The sequence below is a fragment of the Mesorhizobium sp. LNHC229A00 genome, from assembly GCF_000502415.1.
Classification (GTDB): domain Bacteria; phylum Pseudomonadota; class Alphaproteobacteria; order Rhizobiales; family Rhizobiaceae; genus Mesorhizobium.
This window is the reverse complement of the sequence record NZ_AYWQ01000004.1, coordinates 206198-232553: the sequence shown is the minus strand read 5'-3', so window position 1 is coordinate 232553 and position 26356 is coordinate 206198. Positions and strand designations below refer to the sequence as shown.

29 protein-coding genes and 2 pseudogenes are annotated in these 26356 nt (G+C 62.2%); 13 read left to right on the top strand and 18 right to left on the bottom strand.

The window, feature by feature from the left end; all coding sequences use genetic code 11:
* A pseudogene (locus X742_RS0136595) lies at positions 1–196 on the bottom strand (peptigoglycan-binding protein LysM); the annotation flags it as partial.
* Between the two features lie 127 nt (positions 197–323).
* Between X742_RS0136595 and X742_RS158495 the strand changes: the two are divergent.
* Entirely contained in the window at positions 324–935 is a 612-nt protein-coding gene (locus tag X742_RS158495; RefSeq protein WP_023771669.1) for a TIGR00730 family Rossman fold protein, read from the top strand.
* A gap of 64 nt (positions 936–999) precedes the next feature.
* On the opposite strand, the gene X742_RS158500 is transcribed toward X742_RS158495, so the two are convergent.
* On the bottom strand, positions 1000–1887 hold the full coding sequence (locus X742_RS158500) for a LysR substrate-binding domain-containing protein (protein ID WP_023771668.1): 888 nt from the start codon (positions 1885–1887) through the stop codon (positions 1000–1002).
* Positions 1888–2004: 117 nt separating this feature from the next.
* On the opposite strand from X742_RS158500, the gene X742_RS158505 reads away from it, so the two are divergent.
* The 3 genes from X742_RS158505 (at position 2005) to X742_RS158515 (ending at position 4341) form a co-directional block, all read left to right on the top strand.
* Positions 2005–2295 carry a muconolactone Delta-isomerase family protein gene (locus X742_RS158505; RefSeq protein ID WP_023771667.1) on the top strand — a complete coding sequence of 97 codons (291 nt, stop codon included), beginning with the start codon at positions 2005–2007 and terminating at the stop codon, positions 2293–2295.
* Between the two features lie 158 nt (positions 2296–2453).
* Positions 2454–3236 (top strand): glucose 1-dehydrogenase, encoded by a 783-nt coding sequence (locus X742_RS158510; protein WP_023771665.1) that lies wholly within the window; start codon positions 2454–2456, stop codon positions 3234–3236.
* A 106-nt stretch (positions 3237–3342) separates the two neighbouring features.
* Entirely contained in the window at positions 3343–4341 is a 999-nt protein-coding gene (locus X742_RS158515; RefSeq protein ID WP_023771664.1) for a transporter, read from the top strand.
* Here the strand turns inward: X742_RS158515 and rarD are convergent.
* The 8 genes from rarD to cysS all read right to left on the bottom strand — a co-directional run bounded on the left by rarD (position 4319) and on the right by cysS (position 11235).
* Positions 4319–5245 carry an EamA family transporter RarD gene (rarD, locus tag X742_RS158520; RefSeq protein ID WP_023771663.1) on the bottom strand — a complete coding sequence of 309 codons (927 nt, stop codon included), beginning with the start codon at positions 5243–5245 and terminating at the stop codon, positions 4319–4321. The two genes, X742_RS158515 and rarD, sit on opposite strands and share 23 nt — an antisense overlap.
* Before the next feature lie 83 nt (positions 5246–5328).
* Entirely contained in the window at positions 5329–6951 is a 1623-nt protein-coding gene (gene cimA / locus X742_RS158525; RefSeq protein WP_198019196.1) for a citramalate synthase, read from the bottom strand.
* On the bottom strand, positions 6948–7898 hold the full coding sequence (gene pip / locus X742_RS158530; protein WP_031247816.1) for a prolyl aminopeptidase: 951 nt from the start codon (positions 7896–7898) through the stop codon (positions 6948–6950). Before pip ends, cimA begins: the two co-directional genes overlap by 4 nt.
* The gene (locus X742_RS158535; protein WP_023771660.1) at positions 7895–8371 is read right to left on the bottom strand and encodes a GFA family protein; all 477 of its coding nucleotides are present in this window, start codon (positions 8369–8371) and stop codon (positions 7895–7897) included. Before X742_RS158535 ends, pip begins: the two co-directional genes overlap by 4 nt.
* Positions 8368–8859, bottom strand: a complete 492-nt coding sequence (locus tag X742_RS158540) for a GFA family protein (RefSeq protein ID WP_023771659.1) — start codon at positions 8857–8859, stop codon at positions 8368–8370. The genes X742_RS158535 and X742_RS158540 overlap by 4 nt, the downstream gene beginning before the upstream one ends.
* Before the next feature lie 6 nt (positions 8860–8865).
* On the bottom strand, positions 8866–9252 hold the full coding sequence (locus X742_RS158545; protein ID WP_023771658.1) for a VOC family protein: 387 nt from the start codon (positions 9250–9252) through the stop codon (positions 8866–8868).
* Entirely contained in the window at positions 9249–9644 is a 396-nt protein-coding gene (locus tag X742_RS158550) for an endonuclease domain-containing protein (RefSeq protein ID WP_023771657.1), read from the bottom strand. Before X742_RS158550 ends, X742_RS158545 begins: the two co-directional genes overlap by 4 nt.
* Positions 9645–9783: 139 nt before the next feature.
* Positions 9784–11235: a cysteine--tRNA ligase gene (cysS, locus tag X742_RS158555; RefSeq protein WP_023771656.1), complete on the bottom strand. Its 1452-nt coding sequence runs from the start codon at positions 11233–11235 to the stop codon at positions 9784–9786.
* 414 nt (positions 11236–11649) lie between these two features.
* Here cysS and X742_RS1000000172270 point away from each other — a divergent pair, with 414 nt between their 5' ends.
* Positions 11650–11805, top strand: coding sequence for a hypothetical protein (locus X742_RS1000000172270; RefSeq protein ID WP_023771655.1), 156 nt, complete (start codon positions 11650–11652; stop codon positions 11803–11805).
* Between the two features lie 75 nt (positions 11806–11880).
* Here the strand turns inward: X742_RS1000000172270 and X742_RS158560 are convergent, their stop codons facing one another.
* Entirely contained in the window at positions 11881–12642 is a 762-nt protein-coding gene (locus tag X742_RS158560; protein WP_023771654.1) for an SOS response-associated peptidase, read from the bottom strand.
* A 128-nt stretch (positions 12643–12770) separates the two neighbouring features.
* Here X742_RS158560 and X742_RS158565 point away from each other — a divergent pair, with 128 nt between their 5' ends.
* From X742_RS158565 to X742_RS158580, 4 genes are all read left to right on the top strand, one after another.
* Positions 12771–13193: an NUDIX domain-containing protein gene (locus tag X742_RS158565; protein WP_023771653.1), complete on the top strand. Its 423-nt coding sequence runs from the start codon at positions 12771–12773 to the stop codon at positions 13191–13193.
* Positions 13194–13322: 129 nt separating this feature from the next.
* The gene (locus tag X742_RS158570; RefSeq protein ID WP_023771652.1) at positions 13323–13700 is read left to right on the top strand and encodes a TIGR02301 family protein; all 378 of its coding nucleotides are present in this window, start codon (positions 13323–13325) and stop codon (positions 13698–13700) included.
* Between the two features lie 350 nt (positions 13701–14050).
* Complete coding sequence (locus tag X742_RS158575; protein WP_015318556.1) at positions 14051–14308, top strand: hypothetical protein; 258 nt, start codon at positions 14051–14053, stop codon at positions 14306–14308.
* 70 nt (positions 14309–14378) lie between these two features.
* Positions 14379–15164 (top strand): hypothetical protein, encoded by a 786-nt coding sequence (locus tag X742_RS158580; protein WP_023771651.1) that lies wholly within the window; start codon positions 14379–14381, stop codon positions 15162–15164.
* 53 nt (positions 15165–15217) lie between these two features.
* On the opposite strand, the gene X742_RS158585 is transcribed toward X742_RS158580, so the two are convergent.
* From X742_RS158585 to X742_RS01000000169950, 3 genes and pseudogenes are all read right to left on the bottom strand, one after another.
* The gene (locus tag X742_RS158585; RefSeq protein WP_023771650.1) at positions 15218–15955 is read right to left on the bottom strand and encodes a nucleotidyl transferase AbiEii/AbiGii toxin family protein; all 738 of its coding nucleotides are present in this window, start codon (positions 15953–15955) and stop codon (positions 15218–15220) included.
* A gap of 69 nt (positions 15956–16024) precedes the next feature.
* Positions 16025–16231 carry a hypothetical protein gene (locus X742_RS158590; protein ID WP_245273871.1) on the bottom strand — a complete coding sequence of 69 codons (207 nt, stop codon included), beginning with the start codon at positions 16229–16231 and terminating at the stop codon, positions 16025–16027.
* A gap of 83 nt (positions 16232–16314) precedes the next feature.
* Positions 16315–17719 (bottom strand): annotated as a pseudogene (locus X742_RS01000000169950) (dihydroorotase).
* A gap of 76 nt (positions 17720–17795) precedes the next feature.
* On the opposite strand from X742_RS01000000169950, the gene X742_RS158595 reads away from it, so the two are divergent.
* The 3 genes from X742_RS158595 to X742_RS158605 all read left to right on the top strand — a co-directional run bounded on the left by X742_RS158595 (position 17796) and on the right by X742_RS158605 (position 21498).
* Positions 17796–18656 carry a folate-binding protein YgfZ gene (locus X742_RS158595; RefSeq protein WP_023771648.1) on the top strand — a complete coding sequence of 287 codons (861 nt, stop codon included), beginning with the start codon at positions 17796–17798 and terminating at the stop codon, positions 18654–18656.
* The gene (locus tag X742_RS158600; protein ID WP_023771647.1) at positions 18656–19291 is read left to right on the top strand and encodes an HD family hydrolase; all 636 of its coding nucleotides are present in this window, start codon (positions 18656–18658) and stop codon (positions 19289–19291) included. Before X742_RS158595 ends, X742_RS158600 begins: the two co-directional genes overlap by 1 nt.
* 65 nt (positions 19292–19356) lie before the next feature.
* Positions 19357–21498: an EAL domain-containing protein gene (locus tag X742_RS158605; RefSeq protein WP_023771646.1), complete on the top strand. Its 2142-nt coding sequence runs from the start codon at positions 19357–19359 to the stop codon at positions 21496–21498.
* A gap of 16 nt (positions 21499–21514) precedes the next feature.
* On the opposite strand, the gene X742_RS158610 is transcribed toward X742_RS158605, so the two are convergent.
* Entirely contained in the window at positions 21515–22405 is an 891-nt protein-coding gene (locus X742_RS158610; protein WP_023771645.1) for a fatty acid desaturase family protein, read from the bottom strand.
* 110 nt (positions 22406–22515) lie between these two features.
* Between X742_RS158610 and X742_RS158615 the strand changes: the two genes are divergently transcribed.
* The gene (locus X742_RS158615) at positions 22516–23433 is read left to right on the top strand and encodes a LysR substrate-binding domain-containing protein (RefSeq protein WP_023771644.1); all 918 of its coding nucleotides are present in this window, start codon (positions 22516–22518) and stop codon (positions 23431–23433) included.
* A 15-nt stretch (positions 23434–23448) separates the two neighbouring features.
* Here X742_RS158615 and X742_RS158620 read toward each other — a convergent pair whose 3' ends face one another.
* The 3 genes from X742_RS158620 to X742_RS158630 are packed head-to-tail and all read right to left on the bottom strand — an operon-like array spanning position 23449 to position 26298.
* Positions 23449–23721 carry a DUF3303 family protein gene (locus X742_RS158620; RefSeq protein WP_023771643.1) on the bottom strand — a complete coding sequence of 91 codons (273 nt, stop codon included), beginning with the start codon at positions 23719–23721 and terminating at the stop codon, positions 23449–23451.
* 16 nt (positions 23722–23737) lie between these two features.
* Positions 23738–25201 carry a RimK family protein gene (locus X742_RS158625; protein ID WP_023771642.1) on the bottom strand — a complete coding sequence of 488 codons (1464 nt, stop codon included), beginning with the start codon at positions 25199–25201 and terminating at the stop codon, positions 23738–23740.
* Complete coding sequence (locus tag X742_RS158630; RefSeq protein WP_023771641.1) at positions 25201–26298, bottom strand: peptidase C39 family protein; 1098 nt, start codon at positions 26296–26298, stop codon at positions 25201–25203. Before X742_RS158630 ends, X742_RS158625 begins: the two co-directional genes overlap by 1 nt.
* Positions 26299–26356 lie beyond the last annotated feature (58 nt).

The window sequence follows — 26356 nt, the reverse complement described above, 5'->3', positions numbered from 1 at the left end:
CCGCCGGAGCCGGCAGGCGCGCTTCCGTGCCAGGATCGGCCGGCTTCGGCGCCGCGGGCGGCGTCAACGCCGCGACTTCCGCCGGCGGTGTGCGATGAAGATACGGGTCGAGTGCGCCCGATACATAGGCGGTTCCCGCGGCCGCGACGGTCCCACCCGCCGCGAACAAGAACGCCTTCAATGGATTGATTGCCATGTATTTCCCTGCCCCTTAGCCACCTAACGCCGGTCTAGCGTGTTTTGCCATGACCGACAAGAAAAAGCCCGCCCTTCTCAACCCTAGGGCTTGACCGCGCTTTCAGACCCAATCACCAATCATCGGCATGAACACGATTCGATCCGTTTGCGTCTATTGCGGCTCATCTCCGGGCCGCGATGAAATCTATGTCAAGGCCGGCCATCTGCTTGGACGCTCAATTGCAAGGGCAGGCCTGCGGCTGGTCTATGGCGGCGGCACCAAAGGCGTTATGGGCGCCGTCGCCGAAGGCGCGCTCAAGGCCGGCGGCAAGGTGACGGGCATCATTCCGCGCTTCCTCATCAACAAGGAAGCAACCGAAACCGCGCTTGACCGGCTCGACGAGTTGTCGATCACCGACAACATGCACGAGCGCAAACACAAGATGTTCGAGAAATCCGACGCCTTTGTGGCGCTGCCTGGTGGCATCGGCACAGTCGAGGAGATCGTCGAGATCATGACCTGGGCGCAGCTTGGCCATCACCGCAAACCGATCGTCTTCGGCAATGTCAACGGATTCTGGGATCCGATGACGGCGCTGCTTGATCACATGGCGGCGGAAGGCTTCATTCATACCGCGCAGCGTGTGAAGCCGCTGGTCGTCAACGACCCCGAGGCAATCGTCGCCGCCATCATGGTCGCCAGCTCCTCGGTCGACGCGCCGACCGAGGGCGTCCAGTCGGTGATCGACAAGATGTAAAGTACGGGAGTAGAGCAGTAGGTTCGCAGTGTCGGAGCGTACAGTTTCCCCTACTCCCTACTCCCTACTCCCTACGAGCAGCCTGCCGCAGATCGGCGATCACCGCACGCTGGTCCTGCCGCCGCCAGGCGAGGTGGATGGAAACCATGCGGCCGAACCATGGCATGTCGCGGAACACGATGGAGGGCGGCGCGGCCGTGCGCAGGCTCGCCTGCACGGTGGCGAGACCAAGGCCGGCGCCGACAAGCCCGAGCGAGGTCAGCGGGTCCGCTGTTTCATAGGCAATGTCGGGCAGGAAGCCAGCCTCGGCGCAAGCGGCGAGGAACTGGCCACGATTGGTGTCGTCGGGCTGCCGCACGACGGTGATCCAGACGCGGCCGTCGAGATGGCGCGGCTGGATATCAGCCACATCGGCGAGCGGATCGTCCTCAGGAATGGCCAGCACCAGCGGCTCGTGGCGCAGCGGCACGCTCACGATATCGGGATCGTCGGCCGTTGCCGGAGCATACGTCAAACCAAGATCGAGCGACCGTTGCCGAAGCCCCTCCATCTGCGCCGCCGAGCGAAGGCTTCTCAACTGCAGATGAAAATCCGGCCGGTCGCGGCGGAACTGACGCAGCATGCCGGCGACAAGCCCGGCATGGACCGCACCCTCGACATAGCCGATGGCAAGGCGCCCGACAGAACCGCGGGCTAGGTTGCGGCCAAGCTCCTCCAGCCGCCGCGCGTTCGACAGCAACGCACGGGCTTCGGTCAGGAAGGCGCGGCCCTCGGCATTGAGATGAACCCGTTGCTTTGCCCGCTCGAACAGAGTGACGCCAAGCTGTTGTTCCAGCTGCATGATCTGCCGACTGAGCGGCGATTGCGAAATATGCAGCAGTTCGGCGGCTCGACCCACATTGCCGGTTTCGGCGACGGTGACGAAATATCTGATCTGGCGCAGGTCGAACATTTTTGCCTCCGACGTTAAGCCCTCTTGGGTCTCAACTTTAGCCTAATCAGTCTTGGACAGTCTGACTATCCGGCGCGATATCTCCTGTGGTCAACCGCCGACAAACAGGAGATCGAAATGCAATTTCTTGCCCTTCTCACCCGCAACACCGAAAAGTTCACCGATGCCGATTTCGCACCCCTTCTGCCTGGCGAGGCCGAGCAGCGTCGCACCCTCTATGCCGAAGGCGCGGTGCGCCAGATCTGGAACCGCGGCGACATTCCCGGCAGCGGCATCATGTTCGAAGTCGGCAGCGATGCCGATGTGCGCGGCCATCTCGCCACCTTGCCCCTGGTCAAGGCCGGCATGATGGACATTGCCGCGATCGTACCACTCAATCCCTATCCGGGGTTTGGGCCGAAGCGCTGAGGCCGACGACCGCGACAATCGTGGTCGTCAGCCAGACCGCCAGGCCGACAAGCGCCTTCCATCTCATCAAGCCACGCGGCACGCTGGCGCTGCCGCTTGCCAAGGGCCGAACGAGCCTTCGACTGACGGCGATAAATCGCAATCGATGAAGGTGCAAATTGCATTCGACCGACTATCTCGGCCAACTGTTCGGCCTCGAAGGCAAGCATGCCTTCATCACCGGCGCCAGCCGTGGCCTGGGCCTCGCCTTCGCGGAGGCGCTTGCGAGCGCCGGCGCGCGCGTCACGATCGGCGGCCGCAAGGCCGACGATCTGAAAGCGGCCGCGGACAAGCTGCGCGCCGCGGGCCACTCGATCACGGAAGCGGTGATCGACGTGACCGACACGCAGTCGGTCGACTTGGCGATCGCAGCGGCGGAAACCGGCACCGCACCGATCGACATCCTGGTCAACAATGCCGGCATCCAGCGACGGGCGCCGTTGGAGACCTTCAGCGACGCCGACTGGGACGCGCTGATGGCCACCAACCTGGACGGCGCGTTCAAGGTGAGCCGGGCCGTCGTAAAGGGCATGATCGCGCGCCAAAGGGGGTCGATCATCAATGTCTCCTCGGTGCAGAGCGTGCTCGCACGCCCCTCGATCGCGCCCTACGCGGCGAGCAAGGGCGCCATCACCATGCTGACCAAGTCGATGGCAGGCGAATGGGGCCAGTACGGCGTGCGCGTCAACGCCATCGCGCCGGGCTATTTCAAGACCGAGCTCAACGCCGCGCTGGTCGCCGACGAGACATTCTCCGCCTGGCTGACCGGCCGCACGCCGATGCGGCGCTGGGGCGAAGTGAGGGAACTCGCGGGCGCTGCCGTGTTCCTGGCGCCCGACGCCGCCAGTTTCGTGAGCGGACAGACGCTGCTGGTGGATGGCGGGATCACCAGCGTCCTTTAGGGCACGCCGTCACGAAACAGTCACACTAAATCCGGGATGCCATGCTAGAAATCGCGCTTGACCGCCCCCCGCGACCCCGACCGCATCAGAGACCGGCGAAGCCGCCATGAACATCGCCATCCCCTCCGAAGGCATTGACCTGTCGCCTTACCTGCCCGATGAGCACGGGCTGTTCTTCATCTATCATTTTACCACCGAAGGGGTGCGCACCAGGGATGCCGCCGCCGCGCGTTGGACATGGCGCAGCTACCAGCTTTCCGACATGCGTGCCCGCCACGAGATCGGCGCCGATCAGGCCTTGCCGGCGCCGGTGCGCGAAGCCTTCCTGACCGCCAGCCACGGCTGCCACATCGACCTCGAGGATGACTGGCTCTATGGCGATCTGCCGGACCTGCGCCATGACTATTCGGCGGAAGCCGGCGGGCTTGGTCATTTCCGCTTCGCCCTCAACGACACGATGCTTGTCGGCGCCCGCAAGCAACCGCTGCAATCGGTCGACAACATCCGCAAGGCTATCGAAAACGGATCGCGCAAGTTCCGCTCGCCGGCCGAGTTGATCGAGGCTGTCGTCGGCCAGTCGTTCGACGGAATGGCGGCGGAACTCGCGGCACTCAGCGACAGTCTCGACGGCATCGAGGACCGTATCGTCTGCGACGCATGGCACAATGAGCGGCAGGCGTTGGTCGATGCACGACGGCACTTGGTGGTCATCCACCGACAGATGGCGACGCTGACCAATCTGTTTCGCCATCTCGACCATTCGCACCGCAACGACCTGCCGGATTCGATCAACGACATGGCGGCGCGGCTTTCGCATCGCGCCCAGACGCTGCACTATGACGGCGAGCAGTTGCAGGCGCGCACGCGGCTGCTGCAGGACGAGCTGATGGCCAAGCTGACGACGCAGTCTAACCGGCTGCTTTATGTGCTCTCGGTGATGACAGCGGTGCTGTTGCCGATGACCATCATCTCAGGCCTGTTCGGCATGAATGTCGGTGGTTTGCCGCTGGTCAACACCCCATTGGGTTTTTGGGTGGTCACGGCCGTGTCGCTGCTGATCGCGGGCGTGACCTATCTTTTCGTCAGGCGGCTCGGACAGATGTAGCCCGGCGCGCCGTCGCCAGCATGGACCAGGAATAGACCGCAAGGGCCGCCCAGATCAGGGCAAAGGCGACGGCCTGCGTAGTGCCGAACGGCTCGTCGAAGATCAGCACGGCAATCAGAAACACCATGGTCGGCGCTATGTACTGCATGATGCCGATGGTCGAGAGGCGCAGCAGCTTGGCGCCGAAGGCGAACAGCAGCAGCGGCACGGCCGTCACCGGCCCGCAGCCGATGAGCAGCGCGGTGTCGGTGCCATTGCTGGAGACGAAATGGTCCTGTCCGGTGGCGATCAGGAAGACGATATAGCCCAGCGCCGGTACCGACAGCAAAAGCACTTCGAGCAGGAAACCCTGGCTGGGGCCGATCGGCAACGTCTTGCGGAAGAAGCCGTAGGCGGCGAAGGAAAACGCCAATGCCAGCGACACCCAGGGCAGCTTGCCGCCGTCGACTGTCAGCACGGCGACGGCGACCGCCGCAAGCACCACCGCCGCGATCTGCAACCGGTCGAGCCGCTCGCCGAGCAGCAGCGCGCCGACCACGACGTTTACCAGTGGGTTGATATAATAGCCGAGCGCTGTCTCGACGGTGCGGTCGACAGCGATCGCCCAGACATAGATGCCCCAGTTGACCGAGATCAGCGCCGCCGTCAACGCCGCCATGGCGATGGTGCGGGGCGAGCGGATCGCCACCTTGAAGTCGGTTGTGCGGCCGGCCCAGACCAGGACCGCCGCGGCAATCGGCACCGACCAGACGATGCGGTGTGCAATCACCTCGGCAAGCGGCAGATGCGCCACCGCCTTCATGTAGAAGGGCAGCAACCCCCACAAGAGATAGGCACCCAGCGCCAGGAGGAAGCCGCGGCGGGCTTTTCCATCTGCATCGGGGGTAATTGCTTCAACGGCCATGGCCCAACGCTATGGCCCAGTAATCTTGGCAAGACCATCGCAAAGTTCTGATGGATCAATGGACTTTCGCTGATGGTTCAAACTTACTCGGCCGCCACCAACCCCGCCATTTCGCGATTCTTCATCAGCTTGTAGACGATCGAATCCATTAGCGCCTGAAACGAGGCATCGATGATGTTTTCCGAGACCCCGACGGTCCACCAGCGCGCGCCGGTCGAGTCATGCGATTCGATGAGCACGCGGGTAATGGCCTCGGTGCCGCCATTGAGGATGCGCACCTTAAAGTCGGCAAGTTCGAGATCCGCGATCTCGTTCTGGTATCTGCCGAGATCCTTGCGGAGCGCAATGTCGAGCGCGTTGACGGGACCATGGCCCTCGGCCACCGACATCTTCTCCTCGCCCTCGACCAGCACCTTGACCACTGCTTCCGACACCGTCTTCAACTGCCCATTGGCATCGAAGCGGCGCTCGATCATGCAGCGGAACGAGGTGACGTGGAAGAATTCCGGCAGGCCGTGCAGCATCTTGCGCGCCAGGAGTTCGAAGGAGGCGTCGGCGCCCTCGTACGCATAGCCCGAGGCCTCACGCTCCTTGACCACCGATATCAGGGCGTCGAGCCGATGGTCCTCCTTCGGCACATCGATGCCGCGCCGCTTCAACTCGGCGAGGAAATTGGCCTTGCCGCCCTGGTCGGAGACCATGACGCGGCGGCGGTTGCCCACGGCTTGCGGTTCCACATGCTCATAGGTCGCCGGCTCCTTGGCCAGCGCCGAAGCGTGGATACCCGCCTTGGTGGCAAAGGCGGACGAGCCGACATAGGGCGCCTGCGCTTCCGGGGCGCGGTTCAACAATTCGTCGAAGGCGCGCGACAGGCGCGAAATGCCGGTCAGTGCTTCGGCTGAAATTCCCGTCTCGAAGCGGTCGGCGAAAGCCGGCTTCAGCGCCAGTGTGGGTACGATCGAGATCAGATTGGCGTTGCCGCAACGTTCGCCGATGCCATTCAGCGTGCCCTGGATCTGGCGCACGCCGGCCTCGACTGCGGCAAGGGAATTGGCCACCGCCTGGCCGGTGTCGTCATGGGCATGAATGCCGAGATGCTTGCCCGGGATGCCCGCGGCGATGACCTTCTCGACGATTGCCCGGACTTCCGAGGGCTGCGTGCCGCCATTCGTGTCGCAAAGCACCACCCAGCGCGCGCCGGCATCGTAGGCCGTTTTCGCACAAGCGAGCGCATAGTCCGGATTGGCCTTGAAGCCGTCGAAGAAATGCTCGCAATCGACCATCGCTTCCTTGTCCGAAGCGACCGACGCCTCGACGGAAACTTTTATGGAGTCGAGGTTCTCCTCGTTGGTGCAACCGAGCGCCACGCGAACATGGTAGTCCCAGCTCTTGGCGACGAAGCAGATGGCGTCCGATTTCGATTGGACAAGCGCCGCCAGCCCCGGATCGTTAGAGGCTGAGACCCCAGCCCGCTTGGTCATGCCGAACGCAACGAATTTTGCGCGTGCCGTGCGCTTCTGCTGGAAGAATGCAGTGTCGGTCGGATTGGCGCCGGGATAACCACCTTCGACATAGTCGAAGCCGAACTCGTCGAGCAGTTTGGCAATCGCGATCTTGTCCTCGACCGAAAAGTCGATGCCCGGCGTCTGCTGGCCGTCGCGGAGCGTGGTGTCGAAGAGATAGAGGCGCTCGCGCTTCATCGTCATTTGCCCGCAAACTTGTCCGTCGCGCGGATCAGCCGGTCGAGAATGCCGGGCTCCGAATAGGCATGACCGGCGCCTTCGATCAGATGAAAGTCCGCCTTCGGCCACGCCTTGTGCAGCGCCCAGGCGTAGCGCGCCGGGCACGGCATGTCGTAGCGGCCGTGGACGATGGTGCCGGGGATGTCCTTGAGCTTCCCGGCATCGCGCAGCAACTGTCCCTCCTCGAGCCAGCCGGCATGGACGAAGTAGTGGTTTTCGATGCGGGCGAAGGCTACCGCATAGTCGTCCTCGCCAAACGGACCGCTCGTTTCGGGTTCAGGAAGCAGGGTGATGGTCTCGCCTTCCCACAGGCTCCACGCGCGGGCGGCCTCGATCCGCGCCTTTCGGTCGGACCCGACCAGCCGCTTGCGGTAGGCGGCCATCATGTCGCCGCGCTCGGCCTGCGGGATCGGTGCCAGGAAACGCTCCCATTTGTCGGGGAACATCTCCGAGACGCCGAATTGATAATACCATTCGAGCTCGGCGCGGGTCAGCGTGTAGATGCCGCGCACCACCAGTTCGCTGGCTCGATCAGGGTGTGTCTCTGCATAGGCGAGCGCCAGCGTCGAGCCCCAGGAACCGCCGAACACCATCCAATCTTCGAAGCCGGCCATTTCGCGCAGTCGCTCGATGTCGGCAACGAGATGCCATGTCGTGTTGGCCTCCAGCGAAGCGTTCGGCGTCGATTTTCCGCAGCCGCGCTGATCGAACAGGATGACATCGTAAAGCTTGGGGTCAAACAGGCGCCGGTGTTTTGGCGAGATGGTGCCGCCCGGTCCACCATGCAGGAACACGGCCGGCTTGGCGCCCTTGGTGCCCGACCGCTCCCAATAGACCATATGGCCGTCGCCGACATCGAGCATCCCCGAGTCGAACGGTTCGATTTCCGGGTAGAGGGTGCGCAAGCTCATATTTTCAGGCCCTGTTGCGGCCGGTTGGCCGTTTCGTGATCGGGGTGTTGGAAGGAGATGATCTGCTCCTGCCGCGCGTAATAATCGGGATCCTGGTGGACAGGTTGGTCGAAGATCGTCTCGACCCAAGGCAGCCGTGCCGCATAGTTGACCTGGATCCTCGGCGCCAGATCCGAGCGGTCGTCGAAGGCGCCGATGGCGATCTCGAGCCCGCCTGGCTGCCGATAGGTCAGCGGCGTGCCGCAACGGGCGCAGAAGCCGCGATCGATGTTGACCGAAGATTGGAAATAACTTGGTTCTTCATGGGTCCAATCGACGCCATCCTTGGGTACCGTCACAAGCGCGCCGAAGAAGGAGCCGAACTGTTTCTGGCACATGCGACAATGGCAGATGGATGCGCGTCCCAGCACCCCCTTGATGCGGAAGCGCACGGCGCCGCATTGGCAGCCGCCGGTTCGGACAGTTTCGGTCATGGTCTTTCCTCCGGCGGCCATTGGTCGGTGTCGTGGTCGGGATGCTGATAGGAGATGAGTTCGGCGAGATAAGGAGCGGAGCCGATATCCGCCATCGTGTCCTCGCCCGGCAATCGCGGAATGGAATCCACATAGGGCAGTTTCGCTTCCGTGCCCCACTGGATGGTCGGCGCGATGCCAGCCGGATCATCGAAGGCGGCGATCGCCAGAGCCATGCCGTCGGGCGCCTCGAAGGTCAGCGGCGTGCCGCATTCGGCGCAGAAGCCGCGCCATACGGCATTGGAGGAACGGAACCGCTTCGGTTCGCCGCGCGTCCACTCGACCTTGGCGCCGCGCACCGAAACCAGCGGCAGGTAGAAATTGCCGCTGGCCTTCTGGCACATTCGGCAGTGGCAGACCGAGGCGTCGCCGAGCGCACCTTCGACGCGGAAGCGCACCGCACCGCACTGGCAGCCGCCTGTGTAGACCGGCCGGTTGTCGAGGCTCATCGGTTTTCACTCCGGATCATGGCAGACCGCCTCGACATTGTTGCCGTCGGGGTCGAGGACGAAAGCGCCGTAATAGTTGGGGTGATAGTGCGGGCGCAGGCCCGGTCCGCCATTGTCCTTGCCGCCGGCTGCAAGGGCGGCGGCATGGAAGGCGTCGACCTCGGCGCGGTTGCGCGCGGTGAAGGCGACGTGCTGATGATCTCGGGGCTTTTCCCCGGCCGCGCTCAACCAGAACACCGGCCGGTCGCGGCCATAGCCGCCGACCTTGGCGCCGCCGGTGTATTCCTGCGGCACCATATAAAGCAACGAGCCACCCAGCGGCGCCATCGCCTTGTCATAGAAGGCCTTGGAGGCATCGAAATCTGAAACGGTGATGCCGAGATGGTCGATCATGGAACGAGCTCCTCCGTTGCTGGTTCCGGCACGTTGGCCATGCCGGCCGAGTTGACGATGTGCTGGCAGACATTGTCGATATCGCGGATCACGTCGTCGTTCCAGAAGCGCAGAATGGTCCAGCCGAGTGCTTCGAGCCTCGCTGTTCTTGCGTCCCATTCCGAGACTGCGACTTGGGCATGCTGAGACCCGTCCAATTCGACCACCAGCTTTTTATTCGGGCAGGCGAAATCGACGATGCAGCCGGCGATTGGCATCTGACGTCTGAAAGCCAATCCCATGAGACGATGGGCCCTGATCTCTTTCAAGAGCTTTAGCTCGGCTTCGGTCATTGACTTGCGCATCTTGCGCGTGTTGCTGCGATTGAAGGGAGATACCCGATGATGGGTCATCGCGAGCCCCCTCTCTGCCCTGCCGGGCATCTCCCCCTCATGGGGTAGATCAGCAGCTTTGCCGGTCGCGCACAATCTGTGACATTGGCGATTGGGGGAGATGCCCGGCAGGGCAGAGGGGGGGTGCCTGGCGCCACCCTCACCGCTTTACCTCCCACGTCGTCACGCGTTCTCCGGTCGCCGGATCCTTGCCGTCTTTCAACTGCACGCCTTGCGACAGGAGTTCGTCGCGGATGCGGTCGGCCTCGGCCCAGTTCTTGGCGGCGATGAACTGCAGGCGCCTGGCGATGGTTTCCGCAATCGCGGCCTCGTCGACCTTGGCCGCGCCGACGTCGAACCCGAGGAATGCGAGCGAGGTTTTCAAGGAAGCCGCAGCGCCATTCTCGCCAGCGCCGCTGAAGTCGGTCGCCTCGCCGGCAAGCTCGGTCAGTTGCTGGAAGGCCGCGTATGTCGCAAGATCATCCGACAGCGCCTCCACGACCTCCGCCGGCACCTGGCCTCCCGCAGCCGGCGCCAGGTCCGACGCCCGTTTCCATTTGCGAAGCGTATTCTCCGCCTCCTCAAGCTTGCGCACGGAAAAATCGATCGGCTCGCGGTAGTGCGTCATCAGCATAGCCAACCGCAGCACCTCGCCAGGCCATTTGCGGCCGCCGAAGGTCTCGGTCTCGAGCAACTCATGGATCGAATAGAAATTGCCGAGGCTCTTCGACATTTTCTGGCCCTCGACCTGCAGGAAGCCATTGTGCATCCACACATTGGCCATGACATCGGTCCCGTGGGCGCAGCGCGACTGGGCGATCTCGTTCTCATGGTGCGGGAAGATCAGATCGAGGCCGCCGCCATGGATGTCGAAGACCTCGCCGAGATAGGCGGCCGACATGGCCGAGCATTCGATATGCCAGCCGGGGCGGCCCCTGCCCCATGGACTTTGCCAACCGGGCTCTTCCGGCGATGACAGTTTCCACAGCACGAAATCGCCGGGGTTCTTCTTGTGGGCGTCGACGGCGATGCGGGCACCGGCCTGCTGCTCGTCGAGATTGCGCTTCGACAATTGACCATAGTCCGGCATCGACGCCGTATCGAACAGAACTTCGCCTGCCGCGACATAGGCATGGCCGCGTCCGATCAGGCTTTTGATCAAGGTGATCATATCAGCCTTGCCGTCGGCGCGGGGTTCGACGAATTCGGTGGCGCGCGGTTCGACCGTCGGCTCAATGCAGCCAAGCGTGGCGACATCCCTGTGGAACTGGCCGGCCGTTTTTTCGGTCACCCGTCGGATCGCTTCATTGAGCGAAAGGGTTCCCGAAGCGATCTCGCCGCCGAAATCGCGGAGCGCCCGCGCGTTGATCTTGTCGTCGACGTCGGTGATGTTGCGCACATAGGTGACGTGCGTCTCGCCGTAGAGATGGCGCAGTAAGCGAAACAGCACGTCGAACACGATCACCGGCCTGGCGTTGCCGATATGGGCGAAGTCGTAAACGGTCGGGCCGCAGACATACATGCGCACGTCAAGCGGATCGATCGGCACGAAACCCTCTTTCATGCGCGTCAGCGTGTTGTAGAGGCGCAGGCCCTTTGATGCGTCAGACATTCCATGCTTCCCGTTCAGAACTTCTTGTCTGGATGGAGCCAGCCCAGCGCCGAGGCGCCAATCAGGTTCCAGCCTGCTGGCCGGGGCGTTTGTCCAATCTGGGGAAGATGAGGCGAAAACGTCCGGACCAGCGCGAGGCTAGCCAATAATGCAAATGCCACAAATGGCGATAGACGTTTTCATCGGCGGCTTTATCGCCCTGAGCAGTGTTGCCGTCAAGTCGCTGATCCCGGGAAAAAGGTAGCGAGGGCTAGCAAAAGCATCGCCCGATCAGACGGAATCAGTCAGTGAAACATTTTATTAAACATGTCGGCACAGTCATGAAACATTCGCCGGCTAGATCACCACGCGTCACGATTTGGTCGGAATCAACCAGCAAACGCAGACACGGAAACGTTACCAGGGAAGAGAAACATGCCTCGAAGCAAGCAGGAAGCCAACCGCGCCAAGCAACCGGCGCTGGCCAACCACTATCGCGCGATCGGCCCGGCCGCCATCGTCGCCGCCCTTCTCCACACCGCGAAGAAGAACAAGCCGGCGCAGAAGATCGTATCGCCCCGCGCCGCCTGAAATGACGCGGCTGGCGCAATCGCCGGCGATGGGCGCGCGAACAGGCGTCCTGAACATAGACCTAGATAGGTTTCGCTAGAGCAGCGTCATCTGACTGTCGTCCGCGCCAGGTTTCTGGCGCCTCACGTTCTCGAGTTCCGGCCCGATTTCGCCCCTCTCTTGAATCTCTGGTCCGGTGTTGGCAACCTTGTTGACGAGGTCGGAGACAGGAATCGCCTCGAAGAAATCGGACCGCGCCGGCCGCAGCAAATTGACGACATCGCGCGGTTCGAGCGTGCGGCAATCCAGCCAACGGGCAAAGTCAGAAATATCCACCACCACCGGCATGCGGTCATGGATATGGGCGATATCGGCGTTGGCGTTGACGGTCAGGATAGCGCCGGTATCCATCTCCGAGCCACCGGGCTCGGCATAGGTTTCGATCAGACCTGCAAAGGCGATCAACCCGCCATGCCTGGGCCGGATCCAATAGGGTTGTCCCTTCTTGCCTCCGGTCTGCCGCCATTCGTAAAAACCGGATGCCGGCACCAGCGCGCGGCGATGGCGCATGGCGGCCTTGAACGAGGCCTTCTCCATCGCACCCTCGGAGCGCGCGTTGAACAGCAGCGGAAACTCCCTGGTGTCCTTCACCCAAGCTGGGATCAGGCCCCAGCGCACCAGCATCGGTTGCCTGTCCGGCAGATTGGAGCCCGGGGCTCGCGGCACGCCAGCGGTCACCATCAGGACCGGCTGTGTCGGTGCGATGTTGTAGCGTGCCGGGAAATCCTCCAGCTCCGCAAGGCCCAGCGAGGCAGCGGTCTGCTCCGGCGTGGCGGTCAAGGCAAAACGTCCGCACATGATCGACTGTGTCTTTCGAATAGCTCGGTGTTGAAAGTGGCGATCGAACCTGCGTTGCGCAACCGCTAAAGCTTGCCCATGCTGTCGATCCACAAAAGACCTGTCTCGAATGAGTTGATCAGGGATCGATGAACACAGCACGCAAGGTACTTCCGGCCGTCTCGGTAGCCGTCGTGCGCGGCGACACCGTACTCTTGGTCAAGCGGGCGCGTCCGCCCTCGCAAGGGCTCTACGCCTTTCCCGGTGGTAAGGTCGAAGCCGGTGAGACGCTGGAGGACGCGGCACGGCGTGAACTGATGGAAGAGACCGGTTTGCTCGCCGACGGCTTTCGCCCGCTTCGGGAAATCCACATCGACGGCAGGCACGAAAGCCACCCGGTCGATTATCTCCTCACGGTCTTCGGCGCCGCCTATGCCGGTGGCGAGGCCGAGGCCAGCGACGACGCCGAGACAGCCGCCTTCTATACACTCAAGGAGATGATGCTGCTGCCGCTCGCCGGCTCGGTGTTCGCGGTCGCCCAGGAACTCCTCGGTCCCGTTCAAGCCCGCTGACGCAGCACTGAAAAACCGCCTTGCAGGCGACAAATTGTTTCGTCACAAGGCTTATGTTGTCTCGCCAGCCACGACGTCTCAGGCCATCAGGCAGACCACAAGGCCTAAGCCGTCGGGCAGAGAAGGTTTATGAACCGTCCGTCAATGCTCCTTGCCATTTGCCTTGCCGTCAGCGCGGTCGTCCCGGCGCGGACTGCCTTCAGTGCCGAGTCGCCGTTCGAGCCGGGGCTGATGCGATTGGCGGAAGTTCTTGGGTCGCTGCATTTCCTGCGCAATCTGTGCGGGGAGAAGGGCGACCAGTGGCGTGGTGAGATGGAAAAACTGCTCGATTCGGAAAACCCGGACCCAGAGCGCCGCGCCCGCTTCATCGCCAGCTTCAATCGCGGCTACCGTTCTTTCGGCGGCACTTACACCCAGTGCACCGCTTCGGCCACTGAAGCCATCAGCCGTTACATGAAAGAAGGCGAGACGCTGTCGCGCGATATCGCCTCGCGGTATGGCAACTGAGCATTCATCAACAGATATCCGGCCCGTCGCCAGGGATCTCGATATATCCGGCTTGTGCCCGCCTTACCTTGGTGCAATTCTGATGTTGCACTTTTGCCACAGCGTTAATCAAACGTTATCGCGCGAATGCGCAATTAACTCAAACTGAAGGTTTTCGCCCCGCAGGCCAGCCTAATCGGCTAAGTTCGATCCGGGTTGAAACGCAGCTTCGCCAAATACAGTTGGTCCCTGTAAATAATGATCAAAAAAATGTCGTATTTACAGTTACTTAGTTGCAGCTGCGTATGAATGGAACAGATCAAGCCTGATCCACACTGATGGGTTGCCGCTTGGAAGGGTGGACATCGCTTATGGAACATGCTGCCAACGACATCGACGCGCTGGTCAGGGAAGAGAAGCGCCTGACGGCGGTTGAGAGCCACAGCGAAGCCTGGGCGGAAGGCCTCTCGGCCGGCATCGAGCCAGAAATCATCGCCGAGGCCGCCCTTGAGACGGCATTCGGTGAAATGTTGCGCGCCAACGGCGAAACCTCGGCCCTTGCCCTGCTCGACCGCATGCGCGAGAAGGTGATCGCAGGCGCCTTCGAACCTGAGCGGCTGCGGCACTGAACCGATATCAGGTTCTCTGACGATCGAATGCCGTTCGGGCGTCATGCCCGGAAGTAGGGAGATACGGGCAGTGAATTTTCCGGTGTCAGGCAAGCCGAAGGGCTTGGTCCTCTACATCCGCCTCGCTGCTTGCTGTGCCGCGGTTGCCTTCACGACTTGCCTGGCTAGCAGTCCGGCCCATGCACTGAGCGAGATTAAACGCGAAGAGCTCCCCGCGCCAGCCACACCGTCGGACGACGATGTTTCGCCGCCCGGAAGCGCGATTCCCATGCCTGACCCGGTGGGAACGCCGCCTTCGGCCAGCCAGCCGGCCGGTCCCGACGCCGCTGAGCCGGACAGCCCATCGGATGGCGGCAGTAATAGGCCGCGCGTCGATCCCGAGGCGCCTCCGCCGGAAGTCGTCTATGATCTTGGCAAGCTGCCCGAGCCCGTGCGGCGCATGCATGACCTGATCATCGAGGCCTGCAAGAGCGGCGACATCGAGAAGCTCAGGCCCTTGATCGGCAAGGGCGATAGCATGACCCAGCTGTCGCTGGCCGACATCGAAGGCGACGCCATCACCTTCCTCAAGGGGATGTCCGGCGACCCTGACGGTCAGGAGATCCTGGCCATTCTGGAGGAGGTGCTTTCCGCAGGCTACGTCCATGTGGATGCGGGCACGCCACAGGACCTCTATGTCTGGCCGTATTTCTTCGCGCTGCCGCTGGACAAACTCGACTCCAAGCAACGGGTCGAGCTGTTCAAGATCGTCACCGCCGGCGATTTCGACGACATGAAGCAGTTCGGAGCCTACATCTTCTATCGCGTCGGCATCACGCCAGCCGGGCAGTGGACCTTTTTCGTCGCCGGCGACTGAAGGTGCCCTGCCTGGTTTGCGCCAGGATGCGAACAGCATCGTAGACGATGTTGCTATTTGAGCGGGTCGGCAGGTTTTGCACTGATGGCGGCATCCGGCCAAATGCGAATGCTTTCGTTTCGAAGAATCGAAATAGCACCGCTAGCCTTATCAGCGTCCATCTGCAGAATCTCGGCTGCGTAACTCAACTCTTCTCCATCCCGAAGCTTGTTGACCACCCACGCAACCTTGCGTTGGATATCCTGTCCATATGCAGTCCGGGCTTTCGCTAAGGCGTCACTCGGGATCTGCCCATAGGCACCGACCAACATTCCGAGGTCAATAGCGTCGCGATAGCCGACAGCACGGTCTTGGCATCGGTCGGCATTCGCCAATAACTTCTCGGCGAACATGTCCGAGAGAAGCAAAGAAGGTACATTTAGATCGTCATCGAAATGACCTTGCAACGAGATGCGGGCTTCACGAACAATTTCGAACTTGATCAATTGCCCCTTCAACCGCACCACGGTCCTCAAGCCATACTGATCAATGCGAAAATCTCGCATGGCCTCAACTGGTTCAGGAAAGAATGCCCTCACCCCGCGTTCGACTGCTGACGTTCGCAATTGCCGATAGCCGTCGGCATCCGCGCACAGGAAATCGACATCCAACGACCGACGATACTCGCCCAGTTTCAACACTATCGCTGTCCCGCCACCGAACCAGCATTGGGCCGCGGTCAGGAAATCGCGGTCCATAAGCGCGAGGGCTTCAGAGATAATCCTGTGCTCAGGCTTTCTGACTTCCTTCATGGCCTTCGCTCGCGACGTGTCCGGTTTAATGTTGCAGATACGAGGCGAAAAAGAGCACGGGAGGACAATTCAGCCGGCAGTCAGAAGGATACCGTGACCGAATTCCCTGGCGAGATTCTGGATAAGCAATTTCTCGCGCGTCGTAAGCCGTGTCTGATCGACAAAGCGCCAATTGCGCTCGTACAACGCAAATGCTTCGTTGGCCGGGATCAGTCGCGCGACATCGCGATTCCACAAGAGCGCTTGCAGCTCTGGAAACTCGGCGGGGTCAATCATAGGCGCGACATGTGTCTGCATTATGCCTTGAACATAGTGCGGAACGCTTAAAAATCAAAGACGTGACGCACAGCCACAGGTGGCTAACCCGGCAACGCCTCGGAAAACTCCACCGCCGTGCCCAGGCCTGGCGTCGCGATTTCACCGTCCCACATAATGCGCTGACCGCGAATGACCGTGCCGACCGGCCAGCCAGTGACCTGCTTGCCGTCATAGGGGGTCCAACCGGCTTTCGAGCCGGCTTGCGCGTTGGTGATGATCTCGCGCCGCTTCATGTCGACAATGGTGAAGTCGGCGTCATAGCCGGCGGCGATGCGGCCTTTTCTGGCCATGCCGAAGATGCGCTGCGGGCCATGGCTGGAGAGATCGACGAAGCGCTGCAGGGTCAGCCGGCCGGCGTTGACATGGTCGAGCATGATCGGCACCAGCGTCTGCACGCCGGTCATGCCCGAGGGCGAGGCCGGATAGGGTTTTGCCTTCTCGGCCAGCGTGTGCGGCGCGTGGTCGGAGCCGAGCACGTCTACGATGCCTTGCGCTATGCCATCCCAGACGCCGTCGCGATGGCGTTTGTCCCGCACCGGCGGGTTCATCTGGATCAGCGTGCCAAGCCGCGCATAGTCGTCGGCGCTCAGCGTCAGATGATGCGGCGTGGCTTCACAGGTCGCAACATCCTTGTGCTGTTCGAGGAACAAGATCTCCTCGGCGGTCGAGATGTGCAGGACNGGCTTCACAGGTCGCAACATCCTTGTGCTGTTCGAGGAACAAGATCTCCTCGGCGGTCGAGATGTGCAGGACATGGATGCGGGCACGAACGTCGCGCGCGATGCGCACCAGCCGCTCGGTGCAGCGCAAAGCCGCGATCTCATCACGCCAGACCGGATGCGATGACGGATCGCCCTCGATGCGCTCGCCAACGCGCTCGCGCAGCCGGAACTCGTCCTCCGAATGAAAAGCGGCGCGGCGGCGCGTGTTTCGCAGGATGGAGGCGACGCCTTCATCATCCTCGACCAACAGGTCACCGGTGGACGATCCCATGAAGACCTTTATTCCCGCGGCCCCCGGCAAACGTTCGAGCTCGCCAACGTCCCTGGCGTTGTCGCGGGTACCGCCAACCCAGAAGGCGAAGTCGCAATGCATGCGGCCGCTGCCGCGCCGGACCTTGTCGGCAAGCGTTGCCTCGCTGGTAGTCAGCGGATTGGTGTTGGGCATTTCGAACACGGCGGTGACACCGCCCAGCACCGCGGCCCGCGATCCCGTTTCCAGGTCTTCCTTGTGTTCCAGTCCCGGCTCACGGAAATGCACCTGGCTGTCGACGACACCGGGCAGGATATGCAGGCCCCGGCAGTCGATCGTCTCGCCAGCCGATGCTTGGCGCAGATCGCCGATCGCGGCGATGCGCCCGCCCCTCACACCAATGTCGCGCAGTCCTTCGCCGTCATGATTGACCACTGTGCCGCCTGTCAGGATGAGGTCGTAGGTCATGGTGATGCTCTCTTGCGGGGGGAGTGTCAGCGGCTTACGTAATGGCCAACCGTTTTGCAAGATCAGGCTTTTAATCCGCCCCATGCCCTTTGCCCTGCTGAAAGATCGCGCGCTCATCACCGTCTCCGGCCCGGATGCCGAGCATTTTCTGCAGAACATCCTGACTACCGATCTCGATACGCTTGGCAATGGCGAGGCAAAGCCGGGCGCGCTTTTGACGCCGCAAGGCAAGATCCTGTTCGACTTCCTGATCTCGCGGGCAGGCGAAAACGCCTTCCGCATCGAATGCCGTGCCGACATTTCAGACGATTTCATTCGCCGGCTGATGCTCTACAAACTTCGCGCCAAGGTTGAGATTGCCAAGTTGGCGCAGGCAGTTGTCACAGTTGCCTGGGGAAAAGAGTCAATCGCCTCAGAAAGCGATTCAACCGCGCTTGCCGACAGGCGCTTTGGCGACGAAGGCGTCACGCGCTTCGATGCCGGCGCCCCAGACGCTGGCGACATTGGCGCGTGGCAGGCCTTCCGCATTGGCCACGGCGTCGCCGAGAGCGGGGCGGATTATGCACTTGGCGATGCGTTCCCGCATGACGTTCTGCTCGACGAAATGGGCGGTGTCGGTTTCAAGAAGGGCTGCTATGTCGGCCAAGAGGTCGTCTCGCGCATGCAGCATCGAGGCACCGCCCGGCGGCGCGTGCTGATTGTCGAGGCTGGGCTTCCCCTGCCCGCTGCGGGTGCCGAGCTAACTGTCGGTGGGCGGCCGGTCGGCACGCTCGGCTCGAGTGCTACCGTGACAGGGCTCGCCATCGCCCGCATCGACAGGGTGAAGGCGGCGCTTGATGCCGGCCAGCCGATCCTGGCGGGTGACATACCGGTGACGCTCACCATCCCCAGTTGGGCCAAATTCGGCTTTCCGCAAGAAACGCCCGGCGTGGAGGAAGCCTAATGGCGGCAGACCGCGCCGGTGCGCCGCCACGGGCCTGGCAGCGTATGCTGTCCGGCCGCCGGCTCGACCTGCTCGACCCTTCGCCGCTCGATATCGAGATCTCGGACATCGCCCATGGGCTTGCCCGCGTCGCCCGCTGGAACGGCCAGACCAGCGGCGAGCACGCTTTTTCGGTTGCCCAGCATTCACTGCTGGTCGAGGCACTGTTCAACGAGCTGGCGCCCCGGGCTTCGGCCGACGACCAATTGGCTGCGCTGCTGCACGATGCGCCCGAATATGTCATCGGCGACATGATCTCGCCATTCAAGTCGGTGATGGGCGGCAGCTACAGGGACTGCGAAGTGCGCCTGCAGCGCGCCATCCATCTGCGCTTCTCGCTGCCGCCGGAACCGGCTGCCATCCTGCGCAAGGAGATCAAGCGCGCCGACCAGATCGCCGCCTATTTCGAGGCGACGCTGCTTGCCGGGTTTTCGACCGCCGAGGCGACCGAGTTCTTCGGCCGGCCGCGCGGTTTTTCCGCCGAGCGCTTCGACTTCGCGCCACGCTCGGTGACCTCAGCGCAGAATGCGTTCCTGAAGCGGTTTTCGGTGATCGAGAAGTCGCGGCATCACGTTCCGACATCCGCGCTTGGGTAGAAAACGCTAAATTAACCGGAAGCGTCAACAGTGTGATGTTCGATCAAGCATCGCAGGGGCGCCTCATGCCCGTCTTGGATGTCAAAGGTGGTTCGGTCGTCCCGGAACGGGCGGCCGGAGGCATGGAACATCAGCGCCGCATGCAAGATGAGCTGCGCGAGCAGAACGAACGCTTTTCAGCTGCTGTCGAAAACATGTCGCATGGCCTGTGCATGTTCGATGCCGACGAACGCATGATCATCTGCAACGGCAACTATCTCAACATCTTCCGCCTCGACGCCAAAGTGGTACGGCCGGGCATCTGCTTCGTCGACATCCTGCGGCACAGCGTCGATATCGGCGTTGCCTCGCAAAGCGCCGAAGAACTCTACGCCATCCGCAAGCCCTATATCGACCAGGCAAAACCTTCGACTTATGAAGAGACTCTGTCGGATGGCCGCATCATCAACATCTCGCACCGTCCGTTGGCCCTGGGTGGATGGGTCTCGATCTACGAGGACATAACCGAACAACGGCGCGCCGAGCAGGATCTCAAGGAGCAGCATCGCCGTTTCGACGCGGCACTCGCCAACATGTCGCAAGGCCTGCTGATGTACGACGCCGACGGCAAGATGATTGTGCGCAACAGACGTTTTCTGGAGCTCTATAACGTCTCCGCGGAGGACTTCCCGCTTGGAACGACGCACCGCAACGCGCTCGAACGATTGCTGGAACTCGGCATCTACATGAAGATCGACGTCGACAGCGAAGTCGCCAAAACCGAAGCCTGTCTGGCGGCGGCAAAGACGCATTCGGCCTACCGGCATCTGACCGACGGCAGGACGGTTCTGGTCACACGCAGGCCGATGAGCGGCGGCGGCTGGGTGGTGACTTTCGACGACGTGACCGAGCGCCGCCGGACCGAAGAGCGCATGACCCATCTTGCGCATCACGACACGCTGACCGGACTGCCCAACCGCTCGATGTTTCGCGAGCGGCTGGATCTTGCGCTGGAGGACGCGGCAGCCAAGCCGTTGGCGATCTTCTCGCTCGATCTCGACCGCTTCAAGGCGGTCAACGACACCTGGGGACACCCTGCGGGCGACTGGCTGTTGAGAAGCGTCGCCGAGAGACTGCGGCATTGCGTCCGCAACGAAACAGACATCGTCGCCCGCTTCGGCGGCGACGAATTCGTCGTCATGCAGTTCCATTTCAAGGGCATTGGCGATACCGAAAAACTGGCGAAGCGCATCGTCGACGCAATCGCAAAACCATTTAGAGACAAGAGCCGGGACATGCATGTCGGCATTAGCATGGGCATTGCCGTTTTCCCCGGCGACGGCAAGGACGCCGACACGCTGCTGAAAAACGCGGATACGGCGCTCTACCGGGCGAAGAGCGAAGGACGCAACCTCTATCGCTTCTTCGAGCCCGGAATGGATGCTGTCGTGCAGGCCCGCAGGGCGCTTGAAGTAGACCTCGAGGCAGCACTGCCGCGCCAGGAGTTCGATCTGCATTTCCAGCCCATCATGAACATCGCTTCCGGCGAGATCACCGGCGCGGAAGCCTTGATGCGCTGGCATTCGCCAGGGCGTGGCACTGTCGCGCCGGACGATTTCATTCCGGTCGCCGAAGAGACCGGGCTGATCGTGCCGCTCGGCGAGTGGGCGCTGAGGAAAGCCTGCGCAGAGGCCGCAAGCTGGCCACCCGGCTTGCGTATTGCGGTCAATGTCTCGGCCGTGCAGCTCAAAAGCAACGGGTTTGCCCGCGGCGTGATCTCGGCGCTGGCATTTTCCGGCGTTCCGGCTGGACGGCTGGAGCTGGAGATCACCGAAACCGTGCTGATGGACGAAAGCAGGGCCGTGCTGAAAACGCTGCGCCAGTTGCGTGAGCTCGGCATCCGCATCGCCCTGGACGATTTCGGCACCGGCTATTCCTCGCTCGGCTACCTCAGGCGTTTTCCGGTCGACAAGATCAAGATCGACCGATCATTCATTCGCGACATGGGCAACCGCGACACGGCGGCGATCGTTCGGACCATCATCGGGTTGGGTGCCGAGCTTGGCATCGTCGTCACGGCCGAAGGCGTCGAGACCGAGGCGCAACTCGACATGCTGCGCGACAATGGCTGTATCGAGGCGCAAGGCTATTTGATCGGCGTGCCGTCGAAGCCGGCCGACATCCAGCGCCTGCTGAAGTCGCGTGCGACACGCAGTCAGACCGGCTGATGGCGTCAGCGCAAGGTCAGCGCAGCGTTTCCAGGTATTTCTCATGGAAGCTGACATAGCCGGGCTCGACCACCTTGAGATGCCGCTCGATCAGCGCATGAAACAGCGGCAATTGGTGAAACGGAACGCCGGGATAGGCATGATGCTCGGCATGGAACGGCATGTTCCAGGCGAGCTTGCGCACCGCCCAGCTGGTCAGCGTCGTCCTGGTGTTTTCCAGCATGTTGGCCACGAACGGACAACGGCCGTGCTCGGCCAGCAGATAGAGGCGCAGGAATGGCTGTCCGAGCAGAGCGGGAACGATCCAGACATAGAAAAGCACGGTGAGCCGGAAATACACGGCGAGCAGAATGAGGACAGCGTAGAAGGCAATCATGGCGCGCGCCTCGGTCCGCACCTTGCGTCGGCCTTTCGGCGGTACATAGTTCTCCTGACTACCGCCAATCGCATTGGCGTAGAGTGTCTTGAGATGGCCCCACCACACCGGAAGCCCCGAGACGTGGACAATGTATTGCCGCAGGGTCTCGGGCTTCGGGAAGGCAAGCTCGGGGTCGTTTTCGGGATCCTGCGTGTACCGGTGGTGGGCGAAATGGAAGTAGCGGAACCAATCGGCCGGCAGCGCGATCGCCAGGCTGCACAGCCGCGCCACGCCGTCGTTCAGCCACTGTGTTTCGAAAGCCGTCCGGTGCGCCGTCTCGTGCAGCAGCGTGAACAGGAACACGATCAGGATGCCTTGCGGCAGCATCAGCAACGGCCAGAATGGGACCTCGGCCGCGATCAAAGATCCAATGAAGATAATCGCACCCAAGTGAGCGCAGAGCTGGACCATGCCCGCAACATCGGACTTGGCCGTCAAGCGGTTGCGCTCTTCCGGTGTTAATGACGCAATGATGTCGCGATGGTCCATTGGCTTCGATCCAGGCTGAAGATTGATGAAGCCATTCTAGTCGACGAAAAAGCTTTCCAGAAACGACGATTCCTGCGATTTGGATAAGCTTACCTTAGCTATCAGCGATCATGGTCTCATCCCCATCCCTGAAAGGGCTTCAGGCTTTCGAGGCCGCGGCGCGCACCGGCAGCTTTGCCGCGGCGGCGGAAGAGCTTTCGGTTTCGGCCGCCGCCGTCAGCCAGCTTATCCGAACCGTGGAGGAGCAGATGGGGCGCAAGCTGTTTCATCGGGTCAACCGCCGCGTTGTCCTCACCGAGGCCGGCGTGGAAATGCTGCCTCGGCTGACGGTGGCCTTCCAGGAGATCGGCAGTGTCTCGCGCGAACTGGGCGCCGATGCATTCCGCCCGCGCCTGGTGGTGTCGGTGCCGCCATCCATGGCCATGGGCTGGCTCTCGCGCCGCCTCGCCGGCTTTGTCGCAAGCCACGGCGCCGCTGACATATCGCTCCGGGGCGATGACGACCCGGTGTCGTTCGACCGCGAGTTGATCGACATCAGGCTTTCCTATGGTCCGCATTATCGCGAGCACCCGACCGAGGAGATCGCCCGGGACGCCGTCTATCCCGTCTGCGCGCCAGGGCTTGCCGGCATCACCAAGGCGGGTGGCGAGCCGCTCGCCGGGCTGCCGCTCATCCACACCGACTGGGGGCCGACAGGCGCATCGTTTCCGTCCTGGCCCAACTGGTTCGAGGTCGCGGGTGCTCACCCTGGCCGAGCGGCACGGCGCGGCCTTTCGGCCAATTCGTCGCGCGCGGCCCTAGACCTCGCCATTTCGGGGTTGGGCGTGGCGCTGGCGCAAGGGATTTATTGTGCCGAAGCGGTGGAGGATGGCAGGCTGGTCCGGCCGGCCGTCGGCGCGATTGCATTGCGCCAGCCCTATTGCCTGACGGTTCCAGAGCGAAGCGCAAGGCGCGATGTCGTTGCCGCGTTCCGCGATTGGCTGGTCAACGAATGCCAGCACGCGGTTGGCTCGCCGGCGCTGCGCTGACCGGGAGGGTTATGGTCAGAGGTGCCCGCTCAAGGCCGCCACCATATCCTTGCTGGTCGCCACGGGCACGATCTCGAACTCGACCAGATCAGCCCATTCGATGACCCAGCGCTGCAGCGACGTGACGTCATCGCTCTCCACCAGCAGGAAACATCGGCTCATATCAGCCGCGATCCAGCTGTGATGCACGACAAGCTCCTCCGGCTTCAGTCGGCCGCGGTCGCGGAACCGGCGGTAGATTTCCTTGCGGTCGCAGCCGGTGAAATCCTCGATGACGATGAACTGCATATTCCCCTCGGATGAATTACCGCCCAGGCCTGTCGAGCCGCTCCAGGAACCACTGCGTCAGCCGCACCCAGACCTCGTCCTTCTCGCCGGAATCCTCCCAGCCGTGATCGAGGTTTGGATTGTCGTTGACCTCGATGACGAAGACACCGTCCTTGGTCTCCTTGAGGTCGACGCCGTAGAGACCGTCGCCGATGCAACGCGCCGCCTTGACGGCGGTCTCGACGACATGGGCCGGCGTCTCCTTCAGCGTGAAGGTCTTGATGCCGCCCTGGTCGGGCTTGCCATTGGCCTTGTGGTTGACGATCTGCCAATGTTTCTTGGCCATCAGATAGTGCACGGCAAACAGCGGCTGGCCACCGAGCACGCCGACACGCCAGTCATATTCGGTCGGGATGAATTTCTGCGCGATGAGAAGGTCAGATTCCTCCAGCCATTCGGTCGCGAGCCGCGTCAACTCCTCCAGGTTCTCGCATTTCTTGACGCCGCGAGAAAAGGACGAATCCGGGATCTTCAACACGAGAGGAAAACCCAGCGTCTGTGCGGCCAGTTCGAGGTCAGAGGTGCCGGCGATCATCACCGTCGGCGGCACCGGCACCTTGTTGTAGGCCATCAGTTCGTTGAGATAGACCTTGTTGGTGCAGCGGATCATGGACAGCGGGTCGTCGATGACCGGCATGCCTTCCTGCTGGGCGCGGCGAGCGAAGCGGTAAGTGTGGTTGGAGATCGAGGTGGTCTCGCGGATGAACAGTGCATCGTAATTCGCGAGCTTGGCCAGATCCTTTCTGGTGATCGGCTCGATTTCGACCCCCATCTTTTCGGCGATCTTGGCCCAGTAGCGCAGCGAAGAGATTTCCGAGGGCGGCAATTCCTCATGCGGATCGACCAACGTGGCGAAGGTGTAACGCGCCGGCGTGCGGCCCTTGGTGTCGCGCCACTCGCGGTTGGTGTAGGTCTCCAGGCACTGGATGAAGCTTTTTTCCTCGTCCTCCGTCATCCGAGCCAGGGGGTGGAAGCCGATCTTGCGGATCGAAGCCCATTCGGCGCTGTCCTTGATATGGACTTCGAGCGCCGGCGCCCGGAACCAGTCGAACAACAGCTTGGCGAAACGGTCCCAGACCTTGGACGGGCCGATGCCGAAGAAGATGCAGACCTTCGCCGGAAATACGCCGCCGAGATCCTTGCGGCATTTGTTGAGCGCCAGTTCCAGTTCCGGCAAGGCGTGCTCGTAGAGCTTGCGCTCCGACAGGTCGATCATCGTCTCGACCGTCGGGATGACCTTGTGGCCGCGCGAACTCGCCAGCAGCGAGGCATAGTAGCCACGGCTCTGATAGCCGTAGTTGTTCGACAGGTTGATGACCTTAGGCCGCTGACCGCGAAACAGCGAGGGATGCGCGAGATAGTCGCGATTGGTGATGATCTTGTGCGGCGTCGCCACCTGGTCGAGATCGCTCTGCCTGCCGGTAAGAATGACCCAGGTCATTATCTCTTTCCCAAAGTGATGGCGGCACGCAGTCCGTCGCGGCCGAACTGCGCCATGTTCATGAAGATGCCGTAAGGCACGGGAATGTTGGCGGCATCAAGGATGGTTTCCTGCCTTTCATCCTCGACCCACGGATCGTGGATCAGAATATGATCGCCATCATCGCCGATGGCCAGCACCCAGTGCGGCACCTTCTTGCCGAACATCAGGAAGCCGCTGATCAGCACCAGCACCAGTTTGCCCCCGGCGAGAGCCGCCCTGATATCGTCGATGGTGAATGGACGGTAATTCACCGGGATGCCGTAAAGTTCCGCGCGGCGGCGAAAGTCGACCTGTGCCAGTTCCATGACCCGGCGCTTGTCCTCGCTGCGCACCGACTGCAGGAACAATGCGCCGTAGAACGAAACGTAAATCTCCGCCGCAAGCCCGCTTTCGTAGCCCGAGACAGCCAGGCCGAATGGTTCGCAGCCGCCCGGTCCTGACATCATGAAGACGGTCGTCGCCTCGCGCCAGAGTCGGATTTCCATCACGGGGTCGGGCACGAAGCCACGATCGAAATTGGCCATGGCCATCATCAGGCAGCATGGGCCGCAGGTGAACTCGCAGGTCTGCTGATAGAATGGCACCCTGGTGGCGACCGGAAGGTCGCCGCGCAGGGTTTTTTCATAGCGCAGTGCCGTCGCGCCGTCCTCGTAGTACCCGGGCTCGCGGCCAATCTTGCGGTAGCCGGCCTGTTCATAGATGCTGATGGCACGGCCATTGTCCTCGCGCACTTCGAGACGCAGCATCATGCGGCCGTGTTCGAAGGCTGTCTCTTCGGCCGCGGCCAGCAATTGACGACCTATGCCGAGCCCGCCGAAAAACGGTCCAACGGCGATCGAATAGAGCCGTGCCACCCCACTGCCCTTGCGAAACAGCACGATCGCATAACCGCCGACGCGGCCATCGATTTCGGCGACCAGCGTCTCGGCGGTCTCGCGCTCGATGAACAGGCGGAAGGAGCGGCGGGAAATGCGGTCGCTCGAGAATACAGCTTTCTCGATGGCGGCGAGGTCATCGACGTCAGACGCGCGGGCCGTGCGGATCTCGGCAGGCATGCGGCTTGAGAAAACCTCGATTGCGTTGCGGCAACGGCCCCGGTCGAAAAGNCCTACA

What these genes read in the sequence shown, in the direction of transcription:
- X742_RS158500 (WP_023771668.1), bottom strand. Translation starts at nt 1,887, where the DNA reads ATGTTCGACCTGCGCCAGATCAGATATTTCGTCACCGTCGCCGAAACC.
- X742_RS158540 (WP_023771659.1), bottom strand. Translation starts at nt 8,859, where the DNA reads ATGAGCCTCGACAACCGGCCGGTCTACACAGGCGGCTGCCAGTGCGGT.
- X742_RS158600 (WP_023771647.1), top strand. Translation starts at nt 18,656, where the DNA reads ATGGCGGCAGACCGCGCCGGTGCGCCGCCACGGGCCTGGCAGCGTATG.
- X742_RS158560 (WP_023771654.1), bottom strand. Translation starts at nt 12,642, where the DNA reads ATGTGCGGACGTTTTGCCTTGACCGCCACGCCGGAGCAGACCGCTGCC.
- X742_RS158535 (WP_023771660.1), bottom strand. Translation starts at nt 8,371, where the DNA reads ATGACCGAAACTGTCCGAACCGGCGGCTGCCAATGCGGCGCCGTGCGC.
- X742_RS158545 (WP_023771658.1), bottom strand. Translation starts at nt 9,252, where the DNA reads ATGATCGACCATCTCGGCATCACCGTTTCAGATTTCGATGCCTCCAAG.
- X742_RS158595 (WP_023771648.1), top strand. Translation starts at nt 17,796, where the DNA reads ATGCCCTTTGCCCTGCTGAAAGATCGCGCGCTCATCACCGTCTCCGGC.
- rarD (WP_023771663.1), bottom strand. Translation starts at nt 5,245, where the DNA reads ATGGCCGTTGAAGCAATTACCCCCGATGCAGATGGAAAAGCCCGCCGC.
- X742_RS158575 (WP_015318556.1), top strand. Translation starts at nt 14,051, where the DNA reads ATGGAACATGCTGCCAACGACATCGACGCGCTGGTCAGGGAAGAGAAG.
- cysS (WP_023771656.1), bottom strand. Translation starts at nt 11,235, where the DNA reads ATGTCTGACGCATCAAAGGGCCTGCGCCTCTACAACACGCTGACGCGC.
- X742_RS158625 (WP_023771642.1), bottom strand. Translation starts at nt 25,201, where the DNA reads ATGACCTGGGTCATTCTTACCGGCAGGCAGAGCGATCTCGACCAGGTG.
- X742_RS158565 (WP_023771653.1), top strand. Translation starts at nt 12,771, where the DNA reads ATGAACACAGCACGCAAGGTACTTCCGGCCGTCTCGGTAGCCGTCGTG.
- X742_RS158630 (WP_023771641.1), bottom strand. Translation starts at nt 26,298, where the DNA reads ATGCCTGCCGAGATCCGCACGGCCCGCGCGTCTGACGTCGATGACCTC.
- X742_RS158515 (WP_023771664.1), top strand. Translation starts at nt 3,343, where the DNA reads ATGAACATCGCCATCCCCTCCGAAGGCATTGACCTGTCGCCTTACCTG.
- X742_RS158615 (WP_023771644.1), top strand. Translation starts at nt 22,516, where the DNA reads ATGGTCTCATCCCCATCCCTGAAAGGGCTTCAGGCTTTCGAGGCCGCG.
- X742_RS158570 (WP_023771652.1), top strand. Translation starts at nt 13,323, where the DNA reads ATGAACCGTCCGTCAATGCTCCTTGCCATTTGCCTTGCCGTCAGCGCG.
- X742_RS158505 (WP_023771667.1), top strand. Translation starts at nt 2,005, where the DNA reads ATGCAATTTCTTGCCCTTCTCACCCGCAACACCGAAAAGTTCACCGAT.
- X742_RS158495 (WP_023771669.1), top strand. Translation starts at nt 324, where the DNA reads ATGAACACGATTCGATCCGTTTGCGTCTATTGCGGCTCATCTCCGGGC.
- X742_RS158590 (WP_245273871.1), bottom strand. Translation starts at nt 16,231, where the DNA reads ATGATTGACCCCGCCGAGTTTCCAGAGCTGCAAGCGCTCTTGTGGAAT.
- X742_RS158550 (WP_023771657.1), bottom strand. Translation starts at nt 9,644, where the DNA reads ATGACCCATCATCGGGTATCTCCCTTCAATCGCAGCAACACGCGCAAG.
- X742_RS158610 (WP_023771645.1), bottom strand. Translation starts at nt 22,405, where the DNA reads ATGGACCATCGCGACATCATTGCGTCATTAACACCGGAAGAGCGCAAC.
- pip (WP_031247816.1), bottom strand. Translation starts at nt 7,898, where the DNA reads ATGAGCTTGCGCACCCTCTACCCGGAAATCGAACCGTTCGACTCGGGG.
- X742_RS158605 (WP_023771646.1), top strand. Translation starts at nt 19,357, where the DNA reads ATGCCCGTCTTGGATGTCAAAGGTGGTTCGGTCGTCCCGGAACGGGCG.
- cimA (WP_198019196.1), bottom strand. Translation starts at nt 6,951, where the DNA reads ATGACGATGAAGCGCGAGCGCCTCTATCTCTTCGACACCACGCTCCGC.
- X742_RS158620 (WP_023771643.1), bottom strand. Translation starts at nt 23,721, where the DNA reads ATGCAGTTCATCGTCATCGAGGATTTCACCGGCTGCGACCGCAAGGAA.
- X742_RS1000000172270 (WP_023771655.1), top strand. Translation starts at nt 11,650, where the DNA reads ATGCCTCGAAGCAAGCAGGAAGCCAACCGCGCCAAGCAACCGGCGCTG.
- X742_RS158585 (WP_023771650.1), bottom strand. Translation starts at nt 15,955, where the DNA reads ATGAAGGAAGTCAGAAAGCCTGAGCACAGGATTATCTCTGAAGCCCTC.